17 protein-coding genes and 1 pseudogene are annotated in these 22,188 nt (G+C 70.3%); 3 read left to right on the forward strand and 15 right to left on the reverse strand.

Features of this window, described 5'->3' with window-relative positions; all coding sequences use genetic code 11:
* Positions 1-306: 306 nt before the first annotated feature.
* Positions 307-549 (forward strand): annotated as a pseudogene (locus DL519_RS27860) (SGNH/GDSL hydrolase family protein); the annotation flags it as partial.
* Here DL519_RS27860 and DL519_RS49040 read toward each other — a convergent pair.
* Together DL519_RS49040 and DL519_RS27865 are read right to left on the reverse strand one after the other, a co-directional pair.
* Positions 468-683 (reverse strand): hypothetical protein, encoded by a 216-nt coding sequence (locus DL519_RS49040; RefSeq protein WP_263399854.1) that lies wholly within the window; start codon positions 681-683, stop codon positions 468-470. The pseudogene DL519_RS27860 and the gene DL519_RS49040 sit on opposite strands and share 82 nt — an antisense overlap.
* A 216-nt stretch (positions 684-899) precedes the next feature.
* A complete protein-coding gene (locus tag DL519_RS27865) occupies positions 900-3,905 on the reverse strand; it encodes an AfsR/SARP family transcriptional regulator (RefSeq protein ID WP_223839630.1) in 3,006 nt (1,001 codons plus the stop codon).
* Between the two features lie 156 nt (positions 3,906-4,061).
* Between DL519_RS27865 and DL519_RS27870 the strand changes: the two genes are divergently transcribed.
* Complete coding sequence (locus DL519_RS27870; RefSeq protein WP_190819141.1) at positions 4,062-5,096, forward strand: ADP-ribosylglycohydrolase family protein; 1,035 nt, start codon at positions 4,062-4,064, stop codon at positions 5,094-5,096.
* Positions 5,097-5,248: 152 nt separating this feature from the next.
* On the opposite strand, the gene DL519_RS27875 is transcribed toward DL519_RS27870, so the two are convergent.
* The 5 genes from DL519_RS27875 to DL519_RS27895 form a co-directional block, all read right to left on the reverse strand.
* Positions 5,249-5,758: a two pore domain potassium channel family protein gene (locus DL519_RS27875; RefSeq protein ID WP_190819143.1), complete on the reverse strand. Its 510-nt coding sequence runs from the start codon at positions 5,756-5,758 to the stop codon at positions 5,249-5,251.
* A gap of 139 nt (positions 5,759-5,897) precedes the next feature.
* Positions 5,898-6,776 carry a metal ABC transporter permease gene (locus tag DL519_RS27880; RefSeq protein WP_190819145.1) on the reverse strand — a complete coding sequence of 293 codons (879 nt, stop codon included), beginning with the start codon at positions 6,774-6,776 and terminating at the stop codon, positions 5,898-5,900.
* Complete coding sequence (locus tag DL519_RS27885; protein WP_190819147.1) at positions 6,773-7,618, reverse strand: metal ABC transporter ATP-binding protein; 846 nt, start codon at positions 7,616-7,618, stop codon at positions 6,773-6,775. Before DL519_RS27885 ends, DL519_RS27880 begins: the two co-directional genes overlap by 4 nt.
* A gap of 3 nt (positions 7,619-7,621) precedes the next feature.
* A complete protein-coding gene (locus DL519_RS27890; protein ID WP_190819149.1) occupies positions 7,622-8,608 on the reverse strand; it encodes a metal ABC transporter solute-binding protein, Zn/Mn family in 987 nt (328 codons plus the stop codon).
* A 194-nt stretch (positions 8,609-8,802) separates the two neighbouring features.
* Positions 8,803-9,897 (reverse strand): ABC transporter ATP-binding protein, encoded by a 1,095-nt coding sequence (locus DL519_RS27895; protein ID WP_190819150.1) that lies wholly within the window; start codon positions 9,895-9,897, stop codon positions 8,803-8,805.
* 185 nt (positions 9,898-10,082) lie between these two features.
* On the opposite strand from DL519_RS27895, the gene DL519_RS27900 reads away from it, so the two are divergent.
* Positions 10,083-11,183, forward strand: a complete 1,101-nt coding sequence (locus DL519_RS27900) for a LacI family DNA-binding transcriptional regulator (RefSeq protein WP_190819151.1) — start codon at positions 10,083-10,085, stop codon at positions 11,181-11,183.
* Positions 11,184-11,595: 412 nt separating this feature from the next.
* On the opposite strand, the gene DL519_RS27905 is transcribed toward DL519_RS27900, so the two are convergent.
* The 8 genes from DL519_RS27905 to DL519_RS27940 all read right to left on the reverse strand — a co-directional run bounded on the left by DL519_RS27905 (position 11,596) and on the right by DL519_RS27940 (position 22,049).
* Positions 11,596-13,290 (reverse strand): polyamine aminopropyltransferase, encoded by a 1,695-nt coding sequence (locus DL519_RS27905; RefSeq protein WP_190819152.1) that lies wholly within the window; start codon positions 13,288-13,290, stop codon positions 11,596-11,598.
* A gap of 13 nt (positions 13,291-13,303) precedes the next feature.
* Positions 13,304-13,729 carry a DUF350 domain-containing protein gene (locus DL519_RS27910; RefSeq protein WP_190819153.1) on the reverse strand — a complete coding sequence of 142 codons (426 nt, stop codon included), beginning with the start codon at positions 13,727-13,729 and terminating at the stop codon, positions 13,304-13,306.
* 34 nt (positions 13,730-13,763) lie between these two features.
* Positions 13,764-14,867: a hypothetical protein gene (locus DL519_RS27915; RefSeq protein WP_190819155.1), complete on the reverse strand. Its 1,104-nt coding sequence runs from the start codon at positions 14,865-14,867 to the stop codon at positions 13,764-13,766.
* Positions 14,864-15,301, reverse strand: coding sequence for a DUF4247 domain-containing protein (locus tag DL519_RS27920; RefSeq protein ID WP_190819157.1), 438 nt, complete (start codon positions 15,299-15,301; stop codon positions 14,864-14,866). The genes DL519_RS27915 and DL519_RS27920 overlap by 4 nt, the downstream gene beginning before the upstream one ends.
* A 3-nt stretch (positions 15,302-15,304) precedes the next feature.
* Positions 15,305-15,916 (reverse strand): DUF4178 domain-containing protein, encoded by a 612-nt coding sequence (locus DL519_RS27925; RefSeq protein ID WP_190819159.1) that lies wholly within the window; start codon positions 15,914-15,916, stop codon positions 15,305-15,307.
* 424 nt (positions 15,917-16,340) lie between these two features.
* Positions 16,341-18,890 (reverse strand): trehalose-phosphatase, encoded by a 2,550-nt coding sequence (gene otsB, locus DL519_RS27930; protein ID WP_190819161.1) that lies wholly within the window; start codon positions 18,888-18,890, stop codon positions 16,341-16,343.
* A 136-nt stretch (positions 18,891-19,026) separates the two neighbouring features.
* Positions 19,027-20,466: an alpha,alpha-trehalose-phosphate synthase (UDP-forming) gene (locus DL519_RS27935; RefSeq protein WP_190819163.1), complete on the reverse strand. Its 1,440-nt coding sequence runs from the start codon at positions 20,464-20,466 to the stop codon at positions 19,027-19,029.
* 143 nt (positions 20,467-20,609) lie between these two features.
* Positions 20,610-22,049 (reverse strand): threonine/serine exporter family protein, encoded by a 1,440-nt coding sequence (locus tag DL519_RS27940; RefSeq protein ID WP_190819165.1) that lies wholly within the window; start codon positions 22,047-22,049, stop codon positions 20,610-20,612.
* Positions 22,050-22,188 lie beyond the last annotated feature (139 nt).

Genomic DNA, 22,188 nt, shown 5'->3' on the forward strand with positions numbered 1-22,188 from the left:
ATCGCGACATCGCGGGCCCCCTCGTTGCTTCTGTTACCGCCGAAGGACAGTAGCAGCTGCCGTTCACCCGTACCGGTGTTTCGAGGAATAGCCACCCAGTTACCGCCGCGATGCTGGAAAGGTGCGGTGCGGCAACGGAAAACGCAATGGACGTGCCATACCCGGGCGAATCGGACAGAATTACTAGACCATTTCGTGCCGTTAATCACTAGAGCGAACCGAAGGTGGCGTACGTAGCTGTTCGAGCGCCAATGTGGTCCCGGATCACCGCGCGTGCGGGAGGAATGACCAGGAAGGACATCGTCAATGGAATCGCAGCGCAGCGTCGGCTCGGCACGCTGGGACAGCTTTGTCGCGCTGGGAGACAGCTTCACGGAGGGGATCGCCGACGCCGATCCCGCCGGGGGCTACCGGGGCTGGGCCGACCGGCTGGCCGAGCACCTGACCGTCCAGAACCCGGAGCTGCGCTACGCCAACCTGGCGGTGCGCGGCAAGCTGATCCCCCAGATCGTCGCCGACCAGGTGCCGCAGGCCATCGAGCTGCGGCCCGCCCTGATCGCCTTCACCGCCGGCGGCAACGACCCCGCCCCGCCACGCAAAACGACCGCGGACACCGGCAACAAGACGAAGTGCGGACCTTCGGCCAGGATCACGCACTCCCGCGGCCGAAAGCCCGCACTCACCCCCAAACGTCCATTCGGGAGAACCATCCCGAATGTCAAACCCCCCTACGGCCGCCCCGGCCGGCCACGAGTGCCGACCGGGACGACCGGGCGACAATCCCCCCTTGGACTCCCCCCAGAGCCGCCCGTTCGTGCGAACCATGCACGGCTTGATCCGCACGCAGATGAAGTTCCCAGCGCGCGCTACACACCCGCTAAACGTCGACTAAACGCCCCTCAGCAGGCGGCCACGGAGAGATCTTCCAGCCGCTCGCGGACCTCCGCCGCGCGCGGCGAGCCCTCCGCCTCGAAGATCGCCAGCGCGGTGTCCCAGCGGGTCCGGGCCACCTGCTGGTCGCCGCGGGACCGGGCGGCGTCGCCGAGACCCAGGTACGCCGACGCCTGCCGCATCGCGGAGCCGCACTTCAGCGCCACGTCCAGGGCCTCGTGGTGGAAGCGCTCGCCGTCGGCGATCCGGCCCAGCTCGATGCTTACTTCGCCGCAGTTGTTCAGCACCATCGCCAACGTCTCCAGATCGTCGGCGTCCCGGTACAGCGCTTCTGCCTCGCGCAGGTGCGCCAGTGCCTCCTCCAGCTCGCCGTTGATCTGCTCCACCATGGCCAGGTTGTTCAGCGCACCGGCCACGAAGTACCGGTCGCCCAACGAACGGTAGACCCGGAGCGCGTCCTGGCAGTGCACTTTCGCTTCTTCGTAGCGCTTCAGGCGGAACAGCACGCTGCCCATGTTGACCTGGGTCATCGCCAACCGGGCGGAATCGCCGGTCTGCACCGCGACCCGGTAAGACTCGTCGTAGTGCGCCAGCGCCGCGTCCAGCTGGCCCGACCGCGAGCACGCCACCCCGAGCCCGGCCGACATCAGCACCTTGCCCGCCCGGTCGTCCACCGCGCGGGCCGAGTCGAGCCCGTCGGTGTAGATCCGGATCCAGTCCTCCCAGGGGCAGCGCACCATCAGGTAGTTGAACTGCAGGCGCACCAGCGGCCAGGCGAGGTCGTGCATGCCTTCCGCGTTGGCCGCCCGGATCGCGGCGACCAGGTTCGGCCATTCCGCGTCGAACCACTCCAGCGCCTGGGCGCGGTCGGTGATCTGCGGCCTGGGCACCTCGGTGCCGCTGGAAAAGTCCAGGTCGTCCCGGGCGGGGCGGAGGAAGCGGCGCGCGTGGTCGGCCGTGACGAGATAGTGGTTCAGCAACCGGCGCAGCGCCTCGGTGGCGATCGAGCTCGGCGCGGCGAGCAGGTCTCGGGCGTAGACGCGCAGCAGGTCGTGCATGCCGAACCGGTCCGGCTCGGGCTCGGTGACCAGGTGTGCCAGCGCCAAGGCCCGTAATCTCCGCTGGGCGCTGGGCGGATCGGTGTCGCACAGGGCGGCGACCGCGTGCGCGGTGAAGGTATGGCCGGGCACGAGCCCGAGCAGCCGGAAGGTGTCGGCGTGCACCGGGTGCAGGCTCCGGTAGGAGATGTCGAAAGCGCGGCGGACGCTCGTATCAGCATCGTCGATGTCCAGCGCATGCAGCCGGTTCCGCTCATCGGTCAGCTCGTGCACCAGGTCGGACACGCGGCGCGCCGGATTCGCCGCGAGCCGCGCGGCGGCGATGCGCAGCGCCAGCGGCAGCCCGCCGCACAAGTCCGCCAGCTGGGCCGCCGCGGCCGGTTCGGAGGCTGATTTGCCGGGCACGCCCGCCCGGTCGAGCAATTCGATCGCGGTCTCGGTCGGCAGCGTTTCCAGCGGCAGCACCCGAGCTCCGCTGCGCACCACCAGCCCGTCCAGCCGCCGTCTGCTGGTGATCAGCACCAGCGATTCGGCGCTGCCCGGCAGCAGCGGCCGCACCTGCTCCGAGTCGCGCGCGTTGTCGAGCAGCACCAGAACCCGGCGCTTCGCCAACAACGACCGGTAGAGCGCCGTGCGGTCGTCCAGCTCGACGGGGATCGCATTCGCCGCGACACCAAGCGCTTTCAGCATGCTGGTCAGCACTTCGCCGGGCGTCAGGGGCTCGCGTTCCGAGTCGAAGCCGCGCAGCGACGCGTAGAGCTGACCGTCCGGGAACTCGTGCTCGACGCGGTGCGCCCAGGTCAGCGCGAGGGCGCTCTTGCCGACGCCGGCGGTGCCGGTCACCACGGCGAGCAGGCTGGAGCCTTGTTCGCGCTCGGCCAGCATCGTGTCGAGCGCGGCGAGTTCGCGCTGGCGGCCGACGAACCCGGCTGGGGCCGGGGGCAGCTCCGCCGGGATCGGGCGCCGGATGCCGAACCCGGGTTCCGGCCGGCGCTGCGGATGGCGCAGTGCTGGGTCGTCGCGGAGCAGCCGCTCGTAGAGTTCGCGCAGCTCGGGCCCGGGATCGAGGCCGAGCTCGTGGGACAGCCGGCGGCGCAGGTCGTGGTAGCGGGACTGCGCCTCGGCGCGGTGCCCCGCGCGGTAGTGGGCGAGCATCAGCTGGCCGGTGAGCCGCTCCCGCAGCGGTTGGCGGTCGACCAGGGTGGACAGCTCCAGCACCAACTGGTGGTGGAGGCCGAGGTCCAGGTCGGCGGCGATCCGCTCCTCCAGCGCCAGCAGCCGCAGCTCGTCCAGGTTGGGCGCGACCATCCGGTACAGCCGGCTGCTCGCGATGTCCGAGAGCACCGGGCCCCGCCACAGCATCAGCGCTTCGGCCAGCACGTGCGACCGCGCCGCGGGTTCCATGCCGTGCGCGCGGTTGATCAGGGTTCTCGCGCGGTGGGCATCGATCCGGTCGCTGTCGACCCGCAGCAGGTAGCCGGGCGGGCGGGTGACGATCTCGGCCTGTTCTCCCGCGGCCCCGAAGAGCTTGCGCAGCCTGGAGACGTAGCCGTGGATGATGGTGCGGGCGCTGGCCGGCGGCTCGTTCTCCCACAGCGTGTCGATCAGCCGGTCCATCGACACGACCTGGTTCGGCTCCAGAAGCAGGCAGGCCAGCAGGGCGCGAACCGGGGCGCCGCCCAGCGGCTGCGCGACGCCGTCGGCGCGCACCTCAAGAGGACCGAGCAGGCGGAATTCGAATCCCGCGCCCGGCGCCTCGGTCGAGCTGTCGTGCCCCGCCATCATCCCCAAATCCGACTCTCGCTCATGTTTTTGTTGAGCCTTCAGACAGTCAGTCTCGACCAAGGCGCACACCGAGTCCACACCCCCGGAGAACCCGTCCGGCGGCGCGCTCACCTCCCCAAAACCGGACACACCGTAACGATCACCGGCCGAGCGGATACCGATCACCGGCACGCGGTTCACCCCAATGGAGCCATACCCAATTCCTCCCGGGACGTCCCACGCGCGCCCATTCTTGCGGTGAACGCCTGCCGACGAGCCAACACGCCAAGTAAAGTCGGGACACGCCGATCACTCGTATGAGGACACTGTGGAAGGAGAGCCCACCCCGTGCCCACGCCGTCCACAGTGGTCGATCGCGCGGTGGCCTGCCTGCTCGGCGGGGCGCTAGGCGATGCGCTCGGCAGCCCGGTCGAGTACGCACAGCTGGACGACATCCGCGCCGAATTCGGCCAAGCAGGCGTCGCCGAACCACCACCTCAGGCCCTGCTGGGCGACGCCACGCAGATGTCGCTGTTCACCGGCGAGGGCTACCTGCACGCCTGGACAACCGGCAACAACGGCGGCAACTGGCGTCCGGTCGAGTCGACCGCCGCCGCATACCGCCGGTGGTTGACCACCCAGCAGGAGAACAAGCCGCAGCCCGGTGCGACCGGCCTGATGGCCGAGCCCGAGCTGTACGCCGGCCGGGCCCCCGGCCTGACCAGCCTGCGCGCGCTGCAAGAACCCGAACTCGGCACTCCGGACCGGCCGCTGAACAGCTCCAAGGGCTGCGGCGGCGTGGACCGCAGCGCGCCGCTCGGCTTCTCGCCGACCGCCGAGATGGCCTACCAGCTGGCCTGCCAATGCGCGGCGCTCACCCACGGCGGCGTCGGCGGCTGGGCCTCGGCCGGGGCGCTGGCGCTGATCGTGCACCTCGTCGCGGTGCAGCAGCGGAAGCTGCCGGCAGCTGTCGACCAGGCGGCTGGCCGCGTGTTACGCGAAGACGCCGAGACGGCCACGGCCCTCGCGGAGGCTTCGACGCTGGCGCGGCTGGGTGCGAGCGTCGGGCACATCGAGCGGCTAGGACAGGGCTGGATCGGCCCGGAGGCGCTGTCCATCGGCGTCTACTGCGCGCTCGCGCTGCCGAAGCCCGACCAGTTCACCGACGCCCTGCGGCTGGCGGTCAACCACTCCGGGCACAGCGACTCCACCGCGGCCGTGACCGGCAGCATCCTCGGCGCCCGCCACGGCACGGCGGTCCTGCCCCGCTCGTGGCTGGCCCGGCTGGAACTGGCGGACGTGATCGAGCGCATCGGCCACGACCTCGGAGCGTCCTGCACGGGCGAGAAGTTCAACGAACGCCGCTACCTCGGCCTCGCCTGACCGGCGGGCCCGGCCGTCCTCGCCGACCGGTTCGCGGCGAACGGACCGTTCACCGCGATAGACGACGCGACCAGTCCGTTCACCCCACCCAACACGACCGGTTCGCGGCGAACGGACCGTTCACCGCATAGGCGCGAGGCGGAACTCACCCCTCAGGTGCCGTTGGGGCGGCCCGCCCTGGCCCGGACGACAGCGACCGCCGCGGCCAGGAACCCGATGTTGAAGGCCATGTGCACTGCGGCGACCGCGCGGGCGAACTCGGATACCGCGTGCACGTCGCCGAAACCGACGGTGCTGGTGATCGACAGCGAGAAGTAGAGCGCGTCGGTTTTCGTGCGCAGCGCCGCGATCGAACCGGGATCTTGAGCGGCCAGTCCGAAGTAGACGGCCGCGAAGAACAGCACTGCCAGGTACAACGCCGCCACGACCCCGGCCATCGAGCTGCCGTGGCGCGCGCCCTCGATCCGGAAGCGGCGCACCTGGAACATGATCAGCGCGGAGATGGCCGTCAGCCCGACGGCGAAGATCACGACCGCGTTCACGGTGCCGAAGAGCCCGAACCTGCCGATCGGCAGCAGGTAGTAGACGACGGTGCACGCCACCACCGCACCCAGCGACGTCGCCAGGTTGATCAGGGTCCTCTTCTGGCCGCTCCCAGGCACGAGCGCCAGCTTCGGCCAACACCAGGCCCGTCGCCATTCGGGTCCCATGCCCGGCGCACCGGCCCAACCCGCGGTCTCAAATGGAAACTACCACCACCCACCACCCACCACGTGACCGCAGTTTCAATGGAAACTGCCGTCAGGCGGCGGCCGGGGTTCGGGACAGGCGGCGGAGGCGGCGGTTGCCGGCCACCCTGCACACCAGGTAGATCACGAACGAGATGATCGTGACGAAGGCGCTCACCGGGGCCCCGGGCGCCAGCGACAGGACGATGCCGCCGAGCACCGCCACCTCGGCGAACACCACGGCCAGCACCGTCGCCTTGAGCGGGCTCGCGGTAACCCGCGCCGCCGCGGCCCCCGGCGTCACCATCAGGGCCAGCACCAGCAGCGCGCCGACGGTGTAGACGCCCAGCGCCGTCGCCACGCCGACCAGCACCGCGAACAGCGGGGTCAGCACGCGCGCCGGAACGCCGCGGGCTGCCGCGACATCCGGGTCGACGCTGGCGAACAGCAACGGCCGGTACACGAAGGCCAGGACGACCAGGACGAGCGCCGCGCAGCCGGCCAGCAGCAACACGTCCGCGGAATCGACGCCGACGATCTGCCCCACCAGCAGGCTGAACTTGTTCGCGGTCCGCTCCGGGTTGAGCCACAGCAGCAGCACGCCGATGCCGAGCCCGAAGGACAGGATCGCGCCGATCACCGAGTCGCGTTCGGTCCCGCGCTGGCCCAGCAAGCCGAGCAGCAGCGCGGCGACCACGGCTCCGGCCAGCGCCCCGACGCCGACACCGATGCCGATCAGCAGCGCCGCGGCGGCACCGGTGAACGCGAGCTCGGCGGTGCCGTGCACGGCGAAGGACATCTTCCGCGCGATGACGAGCGGCGCCAGGCAGCCGGACACCAGGCCGAGCGCCGCCGCGGCCAGCAGCGCCTGCTGGACGAACGGGTAGCCGAGCAGGTCGACCGTGGTGGAGAAGTCCAGGACCTTGCCCAGCGCGTCGATGAATGCGTTCACGCCTCTTCCGCCTCTTGCACGTGGTGGTCGTGGTCATCGGTGCCGGCGACCACCAGCCGCCCGCCGACGCGGGCGACCTCGACGTCGGTGCGGTATAGCTCGGACAACGTGGTGGAGTTCATCACCTCGTCCGGCGGGCCGATCCGGAACCGGCCGTCGACCAGGTAGAGGACCCGGTCGACCAGCGGCAGCACCGGGTTGATCTCGTGCGTGACGAACAGGACCGCCGCGCCGGTCTGCCGGGCCTGGTTCGCGATCAGCCTGCTGACCTTGCGCTGGTGCGCGATGTCCAGCGACAGCAGCGGCTCGTCGCACAGCAGCACCGACGGGTCGCTGACCAGCGCCTGCGCCACGCGGAGCCGCTGCTGCTCACCGCCGGAGAGCAGGCCCAGCGGCATCCGGGCGTACTCGGTCGCCTCGACCGCGCGCAGCGCCGCGGCCACCCGCCGCTTGCGCTCGCGGCGGCCGCGGAAACCCGTGCCCCAGTGGTGACCGTCCAACCCGAGACCGACCAGGTCCCTGCCCCGCACCATCACGGTGGCGTCCAGCGCCCGCTGCTGCGGGATGTAGCCGATCTGGTTGCTGCCGCGACGTGCCGGCACGCCCGCGATCTCGACGCTGCCCGCGGAGAGCTGCTGCAAGCCCAGCAGCACCCGCAGGAGGCTCGTCTTGCCGGAACCGTTCGGCCCGAGCACGGCGAGGAACTCGCCCGGCGCGACGTCGAGGTCCAGGCCGGACCACAGGACGCGCGAGCCGTACGAGAGCTCTGCGCCGCGCAACCGCACGGCTGGGGCTGTGCTGGTGGGCGCGAGGACGGGCTCGGTCTCGGATTTGGCGGTCATATCTCAGCGATTCTGGTTCAGGGCGGTCTGCAACGCCGTGATCTGGGCGTCCATCCACTGCGCGTAGGTCTTGTCCTGCGGCAGCGTCTCGGTCATCTCGACGACCGGGATCTGATTCTGCTCCGCGGCCGTGCGCACGTTGCGGGTGACGGGCGATTCGGTCTGCGGGTTGTAGATGACCACCGCGGCCTGTTTGGCGTTCACCGCGTTCTGGATCGCGGCCACCGCGGCCGCGGACGGGTCGGTCTCGGCCTCGATGGCGTTGACGAACTCGGGCGGCGTGATGTCCTGCAGGTTCGCGGCTTCCACCAGGTAGTGCGCGACGGGCTCGGTGACGATCACCTGCTTGCCCCGGTTCTGGTCCCCCAGCTCGCCGACCCGGCCTTGCAGCTTGCCGATCTCCTCCGCGAACCGGCCCGCGGCCTGGCCGAACTGCTCGGCCTTGGCCGGCTTGAGCTTGCTCAGCTCGGCGTTGACCTGGGCAGCCACCTGCTCCACCACGTGCAGGTCGTACCAGACGTGCTCGTTCACCGAGTGGTCGTGGCCTTCGTGCCCGCCGTGTTCCTCGTGCCCGCCTGCGGGTTCGCCGTGTTCCTCGTGCCCGCCCGCGGTTTCGCCCTCGTGCTCGTCCTTGACTGCCTCGACGGTGGGCTTGCCCTGGCCACTGTTGCCGAGGATCCGCTCCATGAACTCGTCGTATCCGCCGCCGTTGAACACCACCAGGTCCGCGTCGGTGACCTTCGCGGCGTCCTGCGGGGTGCTCTCGTAGGAGTGCGGGTCGGCGTTGGGGTCGCTGATGACCGGCTCCACCTCGACGGCGTCGCCGCCGACCGCCTGCACCACGCTGGCCCACACGGTGGTGGACGCGACCACCTTGATCTTTTCGCCGGCGCCCGGGCCCGCCTGCTCGCCGGTGCCGCATGCGGTCAGGGCGAGGGCGGTTGCGGCGAGTCCGGCTAAGGCGGCGGCAGAACGACTGCGGACGGTCATCGGATGCACTCCTCGGTGGTCGGCCCTTTACGCAGCAGGCTGACGGCTATCTGCGAACGGTAACGGAAACCGTTGTCAACTACAGTCTAAGCACGGTTCCGCACGACACTCCACCGACCGGGTTATTTTTGTTGCGCACACAACGACGCCCCCGCCAGGACCAGCGGGGGCGTCGATCAACCGATCGCCTGCGACTAAGCCACCAGGCGGACTCCGGTCTCGGGGTGGAAGAGATGGATCTCGCTGTGGTCGCGCAGCGCCACGGTCACCTTCTGGCCGAGCGCGGGTGGGGTCCGGCCGTCGGCGCGGACGACGAAGCGCTCCTGCGAGCCGTTGACGTCGATGGCGCCGTGGATCAGCGCGTCGGCGCCGAGTTCCTCGACCAGCTCGACGGTCATCGACATCCCGGCGTCGTCGCTGGAGGTCAGCGACAGCGCTTCGGGGCGGACGCCGAAGGTGACCTCCTTGAGGTCCCCGGCGGCGGCGACGGCCTCGCGCGGCAGCGGGATCGTGGCCCCGTCCAGCACCGCTCCGTCACGGGTCAGCGGCACCGTCTTCAGGTTCATCGCCGGCGACCCGATGAAGCTCGCGACGAACGCGTTGGCCGGGTTCTCGTACAGCTCGCGCGGGGTGGCGACCTGCTGCAGCAGCCCGTCCTTGAGCACCGCGACGCGGTGCCCCATGGTCATCGCCTCGACCTGGTCGTGGGTGACGTAGATGGTGGTGGTGCCCAGCCGCTTCTGCAGCGCGGCGATGTTGGCGCGGGTCTCCACGCGCAGCTTGGCGTCGAGGTTGGACAGCGGCTCGTCCATCAGGAACACGCTGGGCTCACGGACGATCGCGCGCCCCATCGCCACCCGCTGCCGCTGCCCGCCCGAGAGCGCCTTGGGCTTGCGGTCCAGGTACTTCTCGAGGTCGAGCATCTTCGCCGCCTCGGTGACCTTCTGCTTGATGACGTCCTTGGGCGTCTTGCGCAGCTTGAGCGCGAAGCCCATGTTCTCCGCGACCGTCATGTGCGGGTAGAGGGCATAGGACTGGAACACCATGGCGATGTCCCGCGACTTCGGCGGGGTGTTGGTGACATCGTTGCCACCGATGGTGATGCCGCCCTCGTCGACGTCCTCCAGGCCCGCGAGCATCCGCAGCGCCGTCGACTTACCGGACCCGGACGGGCCGACCAGCACCAGGAACTCACCGTCGGCGATGTCCAAGGCCAGCTTGTCGACGGCCCGAACCGGCGGGCTCCCCTGGTAAACGCGCGAGGCGTTGACGTACGCAACCTCTGCCATCTGTGACACCTTTCACGGATCTGGTCACGAAAAAAGTAACCGCAAAAACGCTCGAGGTCAGCCCCTCGAATGAAACCAACTCGGAGAGTGATCACTCTACGTCGCTCCGTGTTCACGTTCGAACGTGAGTGGGATATGCATCATGCTCACTTCACCGAGGGGTACTGAACCGTTACGGTTCCTCCATGGCGCGGTCAACGAATGCCCGGCGGCCTGCGACGCTCGCCTCGCTCGCTGCCGAACTTGGGGTCTCCCGGACCACGGTTTCGAATGCTTACAACCGTCCGGACCAGCTGTCCCCGGAGTTGCGCAAGCGGGTCCTGGAGACCGCTCGCCGGCTGGGTTACCCGGGACCGGACCCGGTGGCGAGGTCGTTGCGGACCAGGAAGGCAGGCGCGGTCGGCCTGCTGCTCACCGAGAACCTCTCGTACGCCTTCCGCGACCCGGGCGCCGTGGGCTTCCTCGAAGGACTCGCCCTGGCCTGCGAAGACGCCGGCCAGGGCCTGCTGCTGATCCCGGCGAGCCCGGAGCGCGAGGACGTCGCCTCGGTGCACCGCGCCGGGGTGGACGGGTTCGTCGTCTACTCGGTCCCCGAGGACGACCCGCACCTGGCCGCGGTGCTCGAACGGCCGGTGCCGGTGGTGGTCTGCGACCAGCCACGCCTGGACAACCTGGACTGGGTCGGCCCGGACGACGGGAAGGCCATCAAGACCGTCGCCGACCACCTGATCAAGCTCGGGCATCGCCGCATCGGCGTGCTCTGCATGCGCCTGGCCCGGGGCCGCAATGACGGCCCCGCGTCGGTGCAGCGGCAGACCAACGCCAGCTTCCACGTGCAAAAGGCCCGGTTGACCGCGCTGGCCGAGGTGTTCAGCGAGGCCGGGGTGGACTGGACGAAGGTGCCGGTGGTGGAGCGCTTCGACCACACCACGTCGTCCGGGGCGTCGGCGGCGGCGCAGCTGCTGGAGATCGACCCGGAGATCACCGCGATCGTCTGCACCTCCGACATACTGGCGCTTGGTGCGCTCAGCGAGGCCCGCAACCGCGGCCTGCGGGTTCCGGAGGACCTGACCATCACGGGCTTCGACGGCATCCCGGACGCGGAGCGGGCGGGCCTGACGACGGTGCGCCAGCCGTGGCTGGAGAAGGGCCGGGCAGCCGGGCGGCTGCTGCTGGAGACCAGCGAGCCGGGCCGCCCCCGCCACATCCAGCTGGAGACCCAGCTGATCACCGGAACCACCTCGGCGCCGCCCCGCTCCGCCGAAGAACGCTGGTTCGGCCCGTAAGCCCGAGGGTTCCCGCAGCTCTGGCCCCGTGAGCACGTTTCGGTGCTGTGGAGGCTGTTCGAGAACTCGTTCCGCGTGCCAGTGAAACTGGCGGCCCTACGGCAGTGGGGACGATTTCGCGCGAAATCGCCGCTCGCCACGCTGACAAGGTGACGATTTCGCGCGAAATCGCCCCCAGCCACGCGACCGTCACGCCGTTTCTCCGCCTTGAGCGCACCAACTCCCCCAAGCACACATCCCGGCGCCACCACCTCCAACGGAGCCTCTACAGCAGCATAAAACACTCACGGGCAACAACCTGCGGAAACACCGCCCCAGGCCGATGGATCGGTGCCGCGGGGCGACGAGCTGCAACTTCTGCCGGCAACGGCTGGAGAGGTCAGCAGGTCGGTAGTTCTTGGAGGTCAGCGGGTCAGTAGTTCACCCATTCGCCCTGGGCGTACTGGAGGATCGTCGGGTGCATCAGCGTCGACGGCTCCATGCCGGGGATTCGGGTGCGGTCCGGCGGGAACGTCGCCGACGCTTGCAGGGTTGCCTCGTCCAACGAGCGCAGCGGCGGGACATCCGCGGGCAGCCGGAGTGGCGGCGCGCCTGGTGAGGCGAGCGGGTTTCCTTCCGCCTGGCGGGTTTTCGCAATTTCCATTGAAATCGACGGGCCGATTTCCATTGAAGTTGCGGCGCCGGTCGCGACGGGCGTCGGGTCGGGCTTCGCGCTGGCAAGGTGGAAGCCCCACTCCCCGAAGCTGGGGACCGTGATCTCGTACGGCACCGTGCTCAGGCCCGCCGCTCGCATCGTCGACTCGATGCACCAGAACGCCTTCGGCGCGAAGAACGGCGAACCCGACTGCACCACCATCTGCGCATCGTCCGACATCGCCTGCCGGGCCAGCCCGTAGAACTCCGTCGAGTACAGCTTCGCCGTCGCCGTCGAATCCGCGTCGGGCATGTCCACGAGCACCACGTCGTAGCGGTCGCGGTTGTCCCGCAGCCAGCTGAAGGCGTCCGCTGCGACCGCCCGCACCCGCGGATCGACGAAGGCGTCCTTGTTCAAAGTGGACACTCGCGGGTCGGTGCGCGCCAGCTCCAGCACCGCCGGGTCCAGTTCCACCAGCGTGACCTCGCGGACGTCCGGATACCGCAGCAGCTCCCGCAGCGCCAGGCCGTCGCCACCACCCAGCACGAGCACCCGCTCGTGGGGCCCGGCCATCGCCGGATGCACCATCGCCTCGTGGTACCGGTACTCGTCCATCGAGCTGAACTGCAGGTCCCCGTTGAGGTACAGCCGGGTGTCGCGGTTCCCGCCCAGCGAAACCGACTCGGTCAGCACGATGTCCTGGTACTGGGTGCGTTCCGAATGCACCACCGGGTCCGCGTACAGCGCCTGGCGCGCGGTGACCTCGAAGTCGTCGGCGAACGCGTAAGCCCCGAGGAGCAGGCCGCCGACCAGCGCGGATGCACCGGTCAACAGCAAGGTGGCGCGCTTGGACAGCTCCCGGCGGAAGACGGTCAGCACCAGCCCGAGCCCGGCGGCGGCGTTGACCATGCCGACCAGCAGCGCGCCCTGTACCTGCCCGAACAGCGGCAGCAGCAGGAAGGGGAACGCCAACCCGCCGACGAGTCCGCCGACGTAGTCGGCCGCGAACAGGTCGGCGACCGCGGAACCCGCGTCCTGCCGCCGAATCCGCTGCAACAGCACCATCAGCAGCGGGATCTCCGCACCGATCAGCACACCGAGCACCAGCGCCATCGCGATCAGCGCCGGCGTGTAGAGGCTCAGCCACGCGAACGCGGCGTACAGCCCGAGCACGCTGAGCCCGCCGAGCAGCGCGAGCAGCAGCTCGATGCCGGCGAACGCCGGAGCCGCCCAGCGCTGCAGGGGTTTCGCGGCGAGCGCGCCGACGCCCATCGCGAACACCATCAGCGACAGCACGATCGAGGCCTGCCCGACGGTGTCGCCGATCAGGTAGCTGCCGAGCGCGACCAGCGCCAGCTCGTAGACCAGGCCACAAGCGGCGCAGATGAAAACCGCCAGCAGCACCGCGGTCCGGGCGATCCGACCGCGCGGCTTGCTGGTCTCGGCCGGTTCGGCAGCGGGCTCGGCGCTCACCGACACGCGCTGCTCACCAGATCGAGGCGGCGATGATCACGGCGATCACGACGTGCGTGGTCGACGACACCCACGTCGCCGGGTGCATGTCCGGGGAGGCTAGTTCGTCGCCCAGCTTGCCGGGGGTGACCGCGTCGATCAGCAGGAACGACAGGCTCATCAGGACTAGCCCGAGGATGCCGTAGGCGAGGGTGCCGATCAGCCCGGCGATCAGGTCGTTGGCGCTGCCCATGATCGCGGTGGTCAGGATGATGCCGACCCCCAGCAGGCCGGAGACCAGCAGCAAAGCCGCATTCGGGTTGCGGCTGACCCAGATCAGGTCGCGGAGCTTGCCCGGCGTGGCCAGGTCGACGAGCACGTAACCGAGTGCCATCATCGCCACGCCGATCACCCCGTAGGCGACCGCGGCGAGCAGGCCGGTGAGCAGGTTCTGGAGCAAGGTGAGGCCCTTCTGGTGTCGTGGTCGGTGCGATCTAGCGTCGGAGGCCCGCCGGCGGCGGCCCCTGCGGTGGAGGTGGCGGCCAGCCCGGCTGCGGCCCCGGTCGGGGCCGGCCCGGCTGAGCCGGTGGCCCTTGCAAGGCGGGTGGTCCCTGCGGCGGTCGCGGCGGCTGCTGCGGTCCGACCGGCGGCGATCCCGGCCCGACCGGCGGCCCTTGCGGAGGCTGCGGCCCCGGTCGGGGCGGGCCCGGCTGAGCCGGTGGCCCTTGCAGGGCGGGTGGTCCCTGCGGAGGCCGCGGTCCGGTCGGCGGCGGAAACTGCGCCCCCTGTTGCTGCGTCGGCCTGGGCTGCGGCGCGGCCGGAGCGTTCGGGGCATCCGGAGTGTCCGATGTGGACTTCTGCTTGGCGCGGGCCCGGAAGCCCAGGAGCAGGGCGAGAACCACGACGACGCCCAGGCCGCCGAGCCACGCCCAGGCCAGCCAGTTCGAGCCAGAGCCGTCGCCGCGCGGCAACGGCGGAGCCGAGGCGTTGCCCGACGCGTCGTCCGCTACCGGCGGGGCCTTCAGCGCGCCGGTTTCCACCAGCAGCAACGGCAATCCGAGCGCGGCCTGCCCGGCCACGGTGACCGGCTCCTCCCCCAGCGAGTCGGCGGTGACGCCGAGGTTGACGAAGTCGTCGACGCCCGGCAGCGAGGCGAGGTCGTCCGATGCCGCCACCTTGACGTCGGCCGCGTCCGGATCGTCTTCGGTGGATCCGGCGGCGACGAAAACCCGGACCTCGGCCCAGCGCGGACAGGTCTCGGCCGGGATGTTCGGTCCCCGGCTGGAGCCCTGGTCGAACTGCTTCGTCGACGCGTCCACGAGCTTCCAGCCGAAGCACACCCCGTGCGCCGCCTCGGCCGCGGCGAGCCCCTGCGCCAGCTGCTGTGCCTCGGCCGGTGTGAACCGCTGGATCGGCGGCCCCGAGTACCGCTGGCCCTCGGAGTAGTGGGTGGACTCCTCCGAGGTGAAGGTGGTCTGCGCGGGGTCGCCGCCGAGCACGCCGATGAGCGACCCGACGACGCCGACGGCCACGAAGAAGCCCACCACGGCCAGCACGAGTCCCCGGCGGCGGGCGGGTTTCTTGATGGTGGTGCTCATTTGCCCGCCCCCGGACCTCTGCCGCGGAAGCTCTCGCCGTGCGGGCTGCTCCAGCCCCAGACCCCGCCGACGTGGCTGTGATAGCGACGGTAAGCGCGGTCGGCGTCCATCACGTGGATCACCGAGCCGGGCGAGTGCGGCCTGATGATCACCGCATCGCTGGAATACCGCAGGTAGATGCCCGACGAGTCGGTGTACTGGGACTGCGGGCGCCACTTCGACGTGATCTCGGCGGCCACGGCGGTCGGCGGCTTCGGGCTGGTGTAGGCCCGGTTGTCGGAGTCACCGGAGAGGTCCAGGTGGGCGGCGCGGGTGTAGTTGTTCGCGACGTAGCCGCGCGGCCCGGTGCCGGTGGCGAAGATCGTCACCAGCCCGATGATCAGAGCCAACACCGCCGCGGCGGCGGCCAGCACGAACCAGAGCTTGGGTTTCACCGGTCAGTCCGCCGTCGGGTAGATGAGCACGTCGTAGCGGCTGAGCGCCTCGCCGGCGCTGGCCTCCCAGTCGGCGCCGCCGTAGGACTCGAAGCCCAGCATCGAACCGTCCGAGGCCTCGTAGTCGTGGTAGCGGACGATGCCCTGCTCGGCGAGGCCGGTGGTGGCCTCGCTGCGGAACTCGGCGCTGCCGGACTCCTCGGAGTGGTAGGTGCGCCCGGCGAAGTCGATCGTCTTCGGGCCCGGCCCGCCGGCGTCGGCGACCGGCGTCCACAACGACAGGACCAGGTCCGGGTCCTCCTCCACGGCCAGCCACACCTGCCCGCCCTTGGCGTCGTCGAGCAGATGTTCCGCCCAGTTCCAGCCGCCTTCGGAGAGCCGGATGGTGCCGCGGACGGTGTAGGAGTGGCCGCGCACCTCGACGATGTCGCCGGCCTTCAGCGCCCGCGGGTCACCGCGCAGCGAGTCCTGATCACCGGTGTGGAACGGGTCGGCGGGCCGGCTTTCCGGCTTCGCTGCGCCGCGCTTGGCGCGCACGCCCATGACCACGGCGACCACCGCGACGATGATCAACACGATGACCACGACGATCAGCGTTGCGACCAGTCCGTTCACCCGTCCGCCTTCCCCTCGCGCGAGTGCCCGGCACAGAGAGTATTAGCCGCCCCCGATTGTATGAACCCATTCGCCCAAATCGTGACAAGTAGAACGGGGGATGCGAACGGCCTATTCGCCCCGCAAGACGGCACAAACGGTCCGTTCACCCCACGAACCGGTCTGAAGCGAACGGCCCGTTCACGCCGCAGGAAGCGGCGAACGGACCATCCACCGCACCGAACAACGCGAACGGTCCATCGACCACACCAAACCTGGCTGAGCGAACGGACCATTCACCTCGCACAGGAAGTGGCGAACGGACCGTTCACGTCAATACGCGGCACGAACGGTCCGTTCGCCTCGCGCCTTGGTGGGCTGGGGCGAACGGACCGCTCGTGCCGTAGGGGGTGGCGAACAGGCCGTTCGCTCCCCGCCGACCGCCCTACGTCGACAGCAGCTGGGCGCAGCGGATCAGGCCGAGGTGGGAGTAGGCCTGCGGGTGGTTGCCGAGGGAGCGCTCCGCGATCGGGTCGTACTCCTCGGACAGCAGCCCCGTCGGGCCCGCCGTGTCGACGATCTGCTGGAACAGCTCCTCCGCCTCGGTGCGCCGGCCGATCAGCAGGTACGCCTCGATCAGCCAGGCGGCGCACAGGTGGAAGCCGCCCTCATCGCCGGGCAGCCCGTCGTCGCGGCGGTAGCGGTACACGGTGGACCCGCTGCGCAGCTCCGCCTCGATCGCCGTGACGGTCGCCTGGAACCGCTCGTCGGACGGGTCGATCAGCCCGGACAGACCGACGTGCAGGGACGCCGCGTCCAGGTCCGATCCCTCGTAGGCGGTGGTGAACGCCTGCACGTCCGGGTGCCAGCCGTTCTTGACCACGTCCTGGGCGATCTGGTCGCGCAGCGGCTCCCACGACGGGTCGGCCTCGCGGCCGTACGCGGTGGCCAGCTTCAGCGCCCGGTCCAGCGTCACCCAGCACATGACCTTGGAGTACACGTGGTGGCGCGGCACGTCGCGCTCTTCCCAGATGCCGTGGTCGGGCTCGGCCCAGCGGTGCGAAACGGCCTCGGCCATCGCCATGACCAGCTCCCAGTCCACGTCCCGGACCCGGCTGGTGGCCTGCGCGAGGTGCGCGACCAGCTCCACCACGGGGCCGAACACGTCGAGCTGCACCTGCTGGTCGGCGAGGTTGCCGACGCGGACCGGCCGCGAACCGGCGTAGCCGGGCAGGCTGTCGATGACGGCTTCCGGCCCGAGCCCGGTGCCCTGCAGCGTGTACAGCGGGTGCAGCCGCTCCGGGCCGGGCAGCGTCTCCAGCACCCGGTGCAGCCAGTTCAGGAACGCCTCGGCCTCGGCCGTGGAGCCGAGGGTGACCAGCGCCTGCGCGGTCATCGCGCCGTCCCGCAGCCAGCAGTACCGGTAGTCCCAGTTGCGGACGCCGCCGATCTCCTCCGGCAGCGAGGTGGTGGCGGCGGCCATGATCCCGCCGGTGTCGGAGTTGCACAGCCCGCGCAGCGTCAGCGCGGAGCGGGCGACCAGGTCGCGTTCCACCTCGGGCAGCGACAGGGTCTTCATCCATTCCGACCAGTACCGGTCGGCCTCCAGCCGGCGGTCCACCTCGGTGCGTGTCGGCGACAGGTCGTCGGTGCCGCAGCGCAGCTCGAGCACGAGCGGGCTGTCCTCGGTCGGGTCGACGACCGCATGCGCGGACTCGTGCATGCCGTCGGAGGTGATCGCCCACTGCACGCCGGGCGAGTAAAGGACCATCGGCTCCGAGGTGCCGAGCACCCGCAGCCCGCCCGCCTCGGCGGTCAGCCGCACCGGCACCTGCCCGAACTCCGGGCGCGGCGCGAACTCCACGGCCGCGCGGGTGCTGCCGCTGATCACCCGGACCAGGTCGGTGCGGTGGCTGTCGGTGCCGTGCGCGAGGTAGTCCGTGACCAGCAGCCGCGACCAGCGGGTTTCCACGATCATGGTGTTCGGCACGTACCGCTGGCCCAGCGGCAGCGGGCTGCGCTGGGCACCGTTGCCGCCCTGCGGGCGGATCGTGAAGTGGCCCGCGCCGGGGCCGCCCAGCAGGTCGGCGAACACCGCCGCCGAGTCCGGGCCGGGGTGGCACATCCAGGTCAGCCGCGCGTCCGGGGTGAGCAGGCCGACGGTGCGCTCGTTGGACAGCATCGTCAGCCGCTCGATCGGCGGGGCCTGCTCGCCGTACAGCCAGGTGCGCCGCTCCTCCATCAGGAACGCCAGCACGGTGGCGACCTCGGTGGTGCTGCCGATCCGGTACGGCGCCAGCGTGTCCCCGTCACCGACCTTGATGCCCAGGTCGGGGCCGTGCAGCCGGGCGAAGGCCTTCTCGTCGGTGACGTCGTCGCCGAGGAAGACCGCCGCGGTGGCGCCGACCTGGTGGCGCAGCGCGTCCAGCGCGTTGCCCTTGTCGGTCTGCACCACGGCGAGCTCGACGACCGCCTTGCCCTCGGTGACCTGCACGCCTTCCCAGGACGCCGGGCCGTTTCGGACGGTCTCCAGCACCTCCTCGGCCAGGGCGGGCTCGGCGCGCCGGACGTGCACGGCGACGCTGGCGGGTTTGTTCTCCAGCATGACGCCGGGCTTGCCGCGCACGATGTCCTGCAGCGCGATCTGCAGTTCGGTGCGCAGCTGGGTGGCCTCGGGTTCGAGCTCGTGCACGAACCCGACGTCGAACTCGGAACCGTGGCTGCCGACCAGGTAGACCTCGGCGGGCAGGCGGGACAGGGTGGCCAGGTCGCGCAGCGCGCGGCCGGAAATCACCGCCGTGGTGGTCGCCGGCAGCGCGGCCAGCGACCGCAGGGCGTGCACCGATTCGGGCAGCGGTTTGGCCTGGGTCGGGTCCGCCACGATGGGGGCTAGGGTGCCGTCGTAGTCGCAGGCGACCAGAAGTCGAGGTGTCCGCGCGAGCTGCACGATCACGCGGCGCAGCTCGGCAGGCAGGGCTTCGGCGGTCAACGCCATACTCCTCAGGGGGGCGCGGTCAAGTCTGGTGTGGATCGATCCGGTTCGAGCCGCGGATGGTGACCGTCGACGTCGACCGGGTTCGACAAGTATCGCTGACGCGGTGCTGTCCGTGTTGTGGACCGGTTACCCGCAGCTACTCCGCAAGCGGTGTGCCCAGTGCTTCGAGGAACGACCGGGCCCAGCGGTCGACATCGTGCGTGAGCACTTGCCTACGCAGTGCGCGCATCCTACGGCGTCCCTCGGCCTCGTCGATGTCGAGGGCCGCGAGCAACGCGTCCTTCACACCGTCCAGGTTATGCGGATTCACCAGGAATGCACTCGTGAGCTCCGCCGCAGCACCGGCGAACTCGCTCAACACCAGTGCACCGCCCAGGTCGTACCGGCAGGCCACGTATTCCTTGCATACCAGGTTCATGCCGTCCCGCACCGGCGTCACCACCATGACGTCGGCGGCGCAGTAGAAGGTCACCAGGTCCTTGCGGGCCACCGAGGTGTGCAGGTAATGCACCGCGGGGTGGCCGACGCGGCCGAATTCGCCGTTGATCCGCCCAACCTCGCGCTCGATGTCCTCGCGCATCTGCTTGTAGTGCTCGATGCGTTCCCGGCTGGGCGTGGCGATCTGGATCATCGTCACGTCCTCGGCCTTGGTGTGGCCCTCGGCGAGCAGCTCGTGCATCGCGTGCAGCCGCACGTCGATGCCCTTGGTGTAGTCGAGGCGGTCGACGCCGAGCATGATCTTCTTCGGGTTGCCGAGCTCGGCGCGCAGCGTCTTGACGCGCTGCTGGATTTCCTTGGTGCGTGCCAGCCGGTCGAGTCCGGTGGCGGCGATGGAGATCGGGAACGCGCCGACCCGCACGGTGCGGTCGCCGACCTGCACCACGCCGGTGCGGGACCGGACCCCGACCTGGCCGCGGCTGGGTTCGAAACCGGCCAACCGGCGGGCCAGCCACAGGAAGTTCTGCGCACCGCCGGGCCGGTGGAAGCCGACCAGGTCGGCGCCAAGCAGCCCGCGCACGATCTCGGTGCGCCACGGCAGCTGCATGAACAGCTCGACCGGCGGGAAGGGGATGTGCAGGAAGAACCCGATCCGCAGGTCGGGCCGGAGTTCGCGGAGCATCGCCGGGACGAGCTGCAGTTGGTAGTCCTGCACCCAGACCGTCGCGCCCTCGGCGCTGACCTCGGCGGCGGCCTCGGCGAAGCGCCGGTTCACCCGCCGGTAGGCGTTCCACCAGGAGCGGGTGTACACCGGTGGAACGACCACGTCGTGGTACAGCGGCCACAGCGTGGCGTTGGAGAATCCCTCGTAGTACTCGGCGAATTCGGCCGCCGACAGCCGCACCGGGTGCAGCTGCAGGTCGTCGTCGGCGAACGGTTCGACCTCGATGTCGGCGACCCCGGGCCAGCCGACCCACGCGCCGCGCCGGGCGCGCAGGAACGGCTCCAGGGCGGTGACCAGCCCGCCGGGGCTGTGCTTCCAGCGCTCCGTGCCGTCGTCGAGGCGTTCCAGATCCACCGGCAGCCGATTCGCGACCACGACGAAATCCGCTCGATCGGGCGTGCTGCCCTTGCTCACCGGTAATCCTCCCGCCGTTTCGGCTACCTGTCGCGAGGCTAGCCAATCCAGCCAGTTGCTGCGTGCTGCGTGTGGTGCAAACGGGACGTGCGGACCTGTGAGTCTTTTGGGCTGCTGCGGCGGCGCAAAAGACTCACAGCCGATCAGTCCAGCCGCCGTTTCGCGGGACGCAGCGGACCGGACATCCGCGGCCCGGAGAAACGGCGTTCCAACCTACCGAGCCTGGTGCGAACCGGCTGTGCGAGGTATTCGCCGAGCACCACCCCGGCGCCGAGCGCGAGACCCGTGGCGACGGCGAGCATCAGCGTGGCGACGCCGGTCGGGCTGCCCAGCACGGACAGCTCGTACAGCCCGCGGTAGGTCGCCAACCCTGGCAGCAGCGGCGCGACGCCGGAAACGGCGATCACCAGCGCGGGAATCCGCAGCCGCCGCGCGATGAGCCCGCCGATGAAACCGACCACGGTGGTCGCCACCGCCCCGGCCAGCACGGAGTGCACGTCGGCCAGCGTCAAAAGCGCGTGCACCGCGGCGGCCACGGCACCGCCGATCCCGCCCGCGAGCAGCGGCCGCGGCGGCGCGTAGCTGGCGAGCGCGAAGCAGGCCGAGGTGGAAGCACCAGCGAGCATCTGCACCGGCAGGTGCAGGGCCGGTGCCAGCACTTCGGCGCGCCCCAGGGCTTGCGCGTCGAGGCTGCCGACGCTGTCCCCGCCGATCCGCATGCCGATGTACAGCGACAGCACCACCCCGGCGATCAACCCGGCCGACATCAGGGCCAGCTCGGCTATCCGGCCCGCCGCGGTCACGTTGTAGCCGGTGATGGCGTCCTGCATCGAGCCGACCACGGTCATCCCGGACAGCAACACGATGATGCTGGCCGCGATCGCCAGCGCCGCGTTGTCGAGCAGGCCGGTGGCGTAGCAGCCCAGCGCGACGGCGGTGGCGAGCGCCCCGCCGACGGCTTGTTGGAAGAAGAACGGCAACGAGCGTTTGTTCAGCAGCCGCCCGACGCGGTCCACCAGCGCGGTGGCACCGGCGGCGACCAGCGGCAGCAGTGGGGTGGAGCCGCCGCCGAGCAGCACGGCCAGCGAGGCGGCCATGCCCGCCCAGGACAGCGTTGCGACCCAGCGAGGGAACGGGTGCGGCGCCGTGGTGATCCGGTCCAGCTCGGCGTAGGCCTCGGCGGCGGTCAGCTCGTTGGCGGTGATCCGCCGCAGCAGCGCTTCGACGTCCGTGAGGCGCGTGTAGTCGAGGGAGCGGTTGCGGACCACCCGCAGCGACGTGATCGGCGGCAGGTCGGTGCCCCGGTAGCTCGACACCGTGATCGACGTGTAGACCACGTCGACCTCGGTGTGCGGCAGACCGTAGGCGGTGACCACGGCGATGATCGTCGCGGTCACGTCCGAGGCGCCTGCCCCGCTGGCCATCTGCACCTCGCCGATGCGAAGCCCGAGGTCCAGAACGAGGTGGACGGTGGATTCGTTGGGCAGTGCCGGCCCGTAGACGACGTTGCGAGATCCCGGCGGGATGGTGAGCTCCGGGTCGCGCCGCCGCAGCACACCGCGGGCGCGCTGCGTAATTCCCACTGCTGGTCTTCCTTCCTGCCGGACCGCCTTACGGGCGGTTCGCCGTGCCTGATCTTCCTCTCGGGCATCGCCTGTCATGAGCAGACCGTTGCACCCACAATCTGTGGCGTCCATCACCGATTTCGGTCGGACGTCGCCG

The sequence above is a fragment of the Saccharopolyspora pogona genome (assembly GCF_014697215.1).
In the GTDB taxonomy this organism is placed as follows: Bacteria; Actinomycetota; Actinomycetes; order Mycobacteriales; family Pseudonocardiaceae; genus Saccharopolyspora; species Saccharopolyspora hattusasensis.

Bases quoted from the DNA above. Each gene is read 5' to 3' on its own strand.
- DL519_RS27885 (WP_190819147.1), bottom strand. From the start codon at position 7,618: ATGACCGCCAAATCCGAGACCGAGCCCGTCCTCGCGCCCACCAGCACA.
- DL519_RS27890 (WP_190819149.1), bottom strand. From the start codon at position 8,608: ATGACCGTCCGCAGTCGTTCTGCCGCCGCCTTAGCCGGACTCGCCGCA.
- DL519_RS27895 (WP_190819150.1), bottom strand. From the start codon at position 9,897: ATGGCAGAGGTTGCGTACGTCAACGCCTCGCGCGTTTACCAGGGGAGC.
- DL519_RS27900 (WP_190819151.1), top strand. From the start codon at position 10,083: ATGGCGCGGTCAACGAATGCCCGGCGGCCTGCGACGCTCGCCTCGCTC.
- DL519_RS27915 (WP_190819155.1), bottom strand. From the start codon at position 14,867: ATGAGCACCACCATCAAGAAACCCGCCCGCCGCCGGGGACTCGTGCTG.
- otsB (WP_190819161.1), bottom strand. From the start codon at position 18,890: ATGGCGTTGACCGCCGAAGCCCTGCCTGCCGAGCTGCGCCGCGTGATC.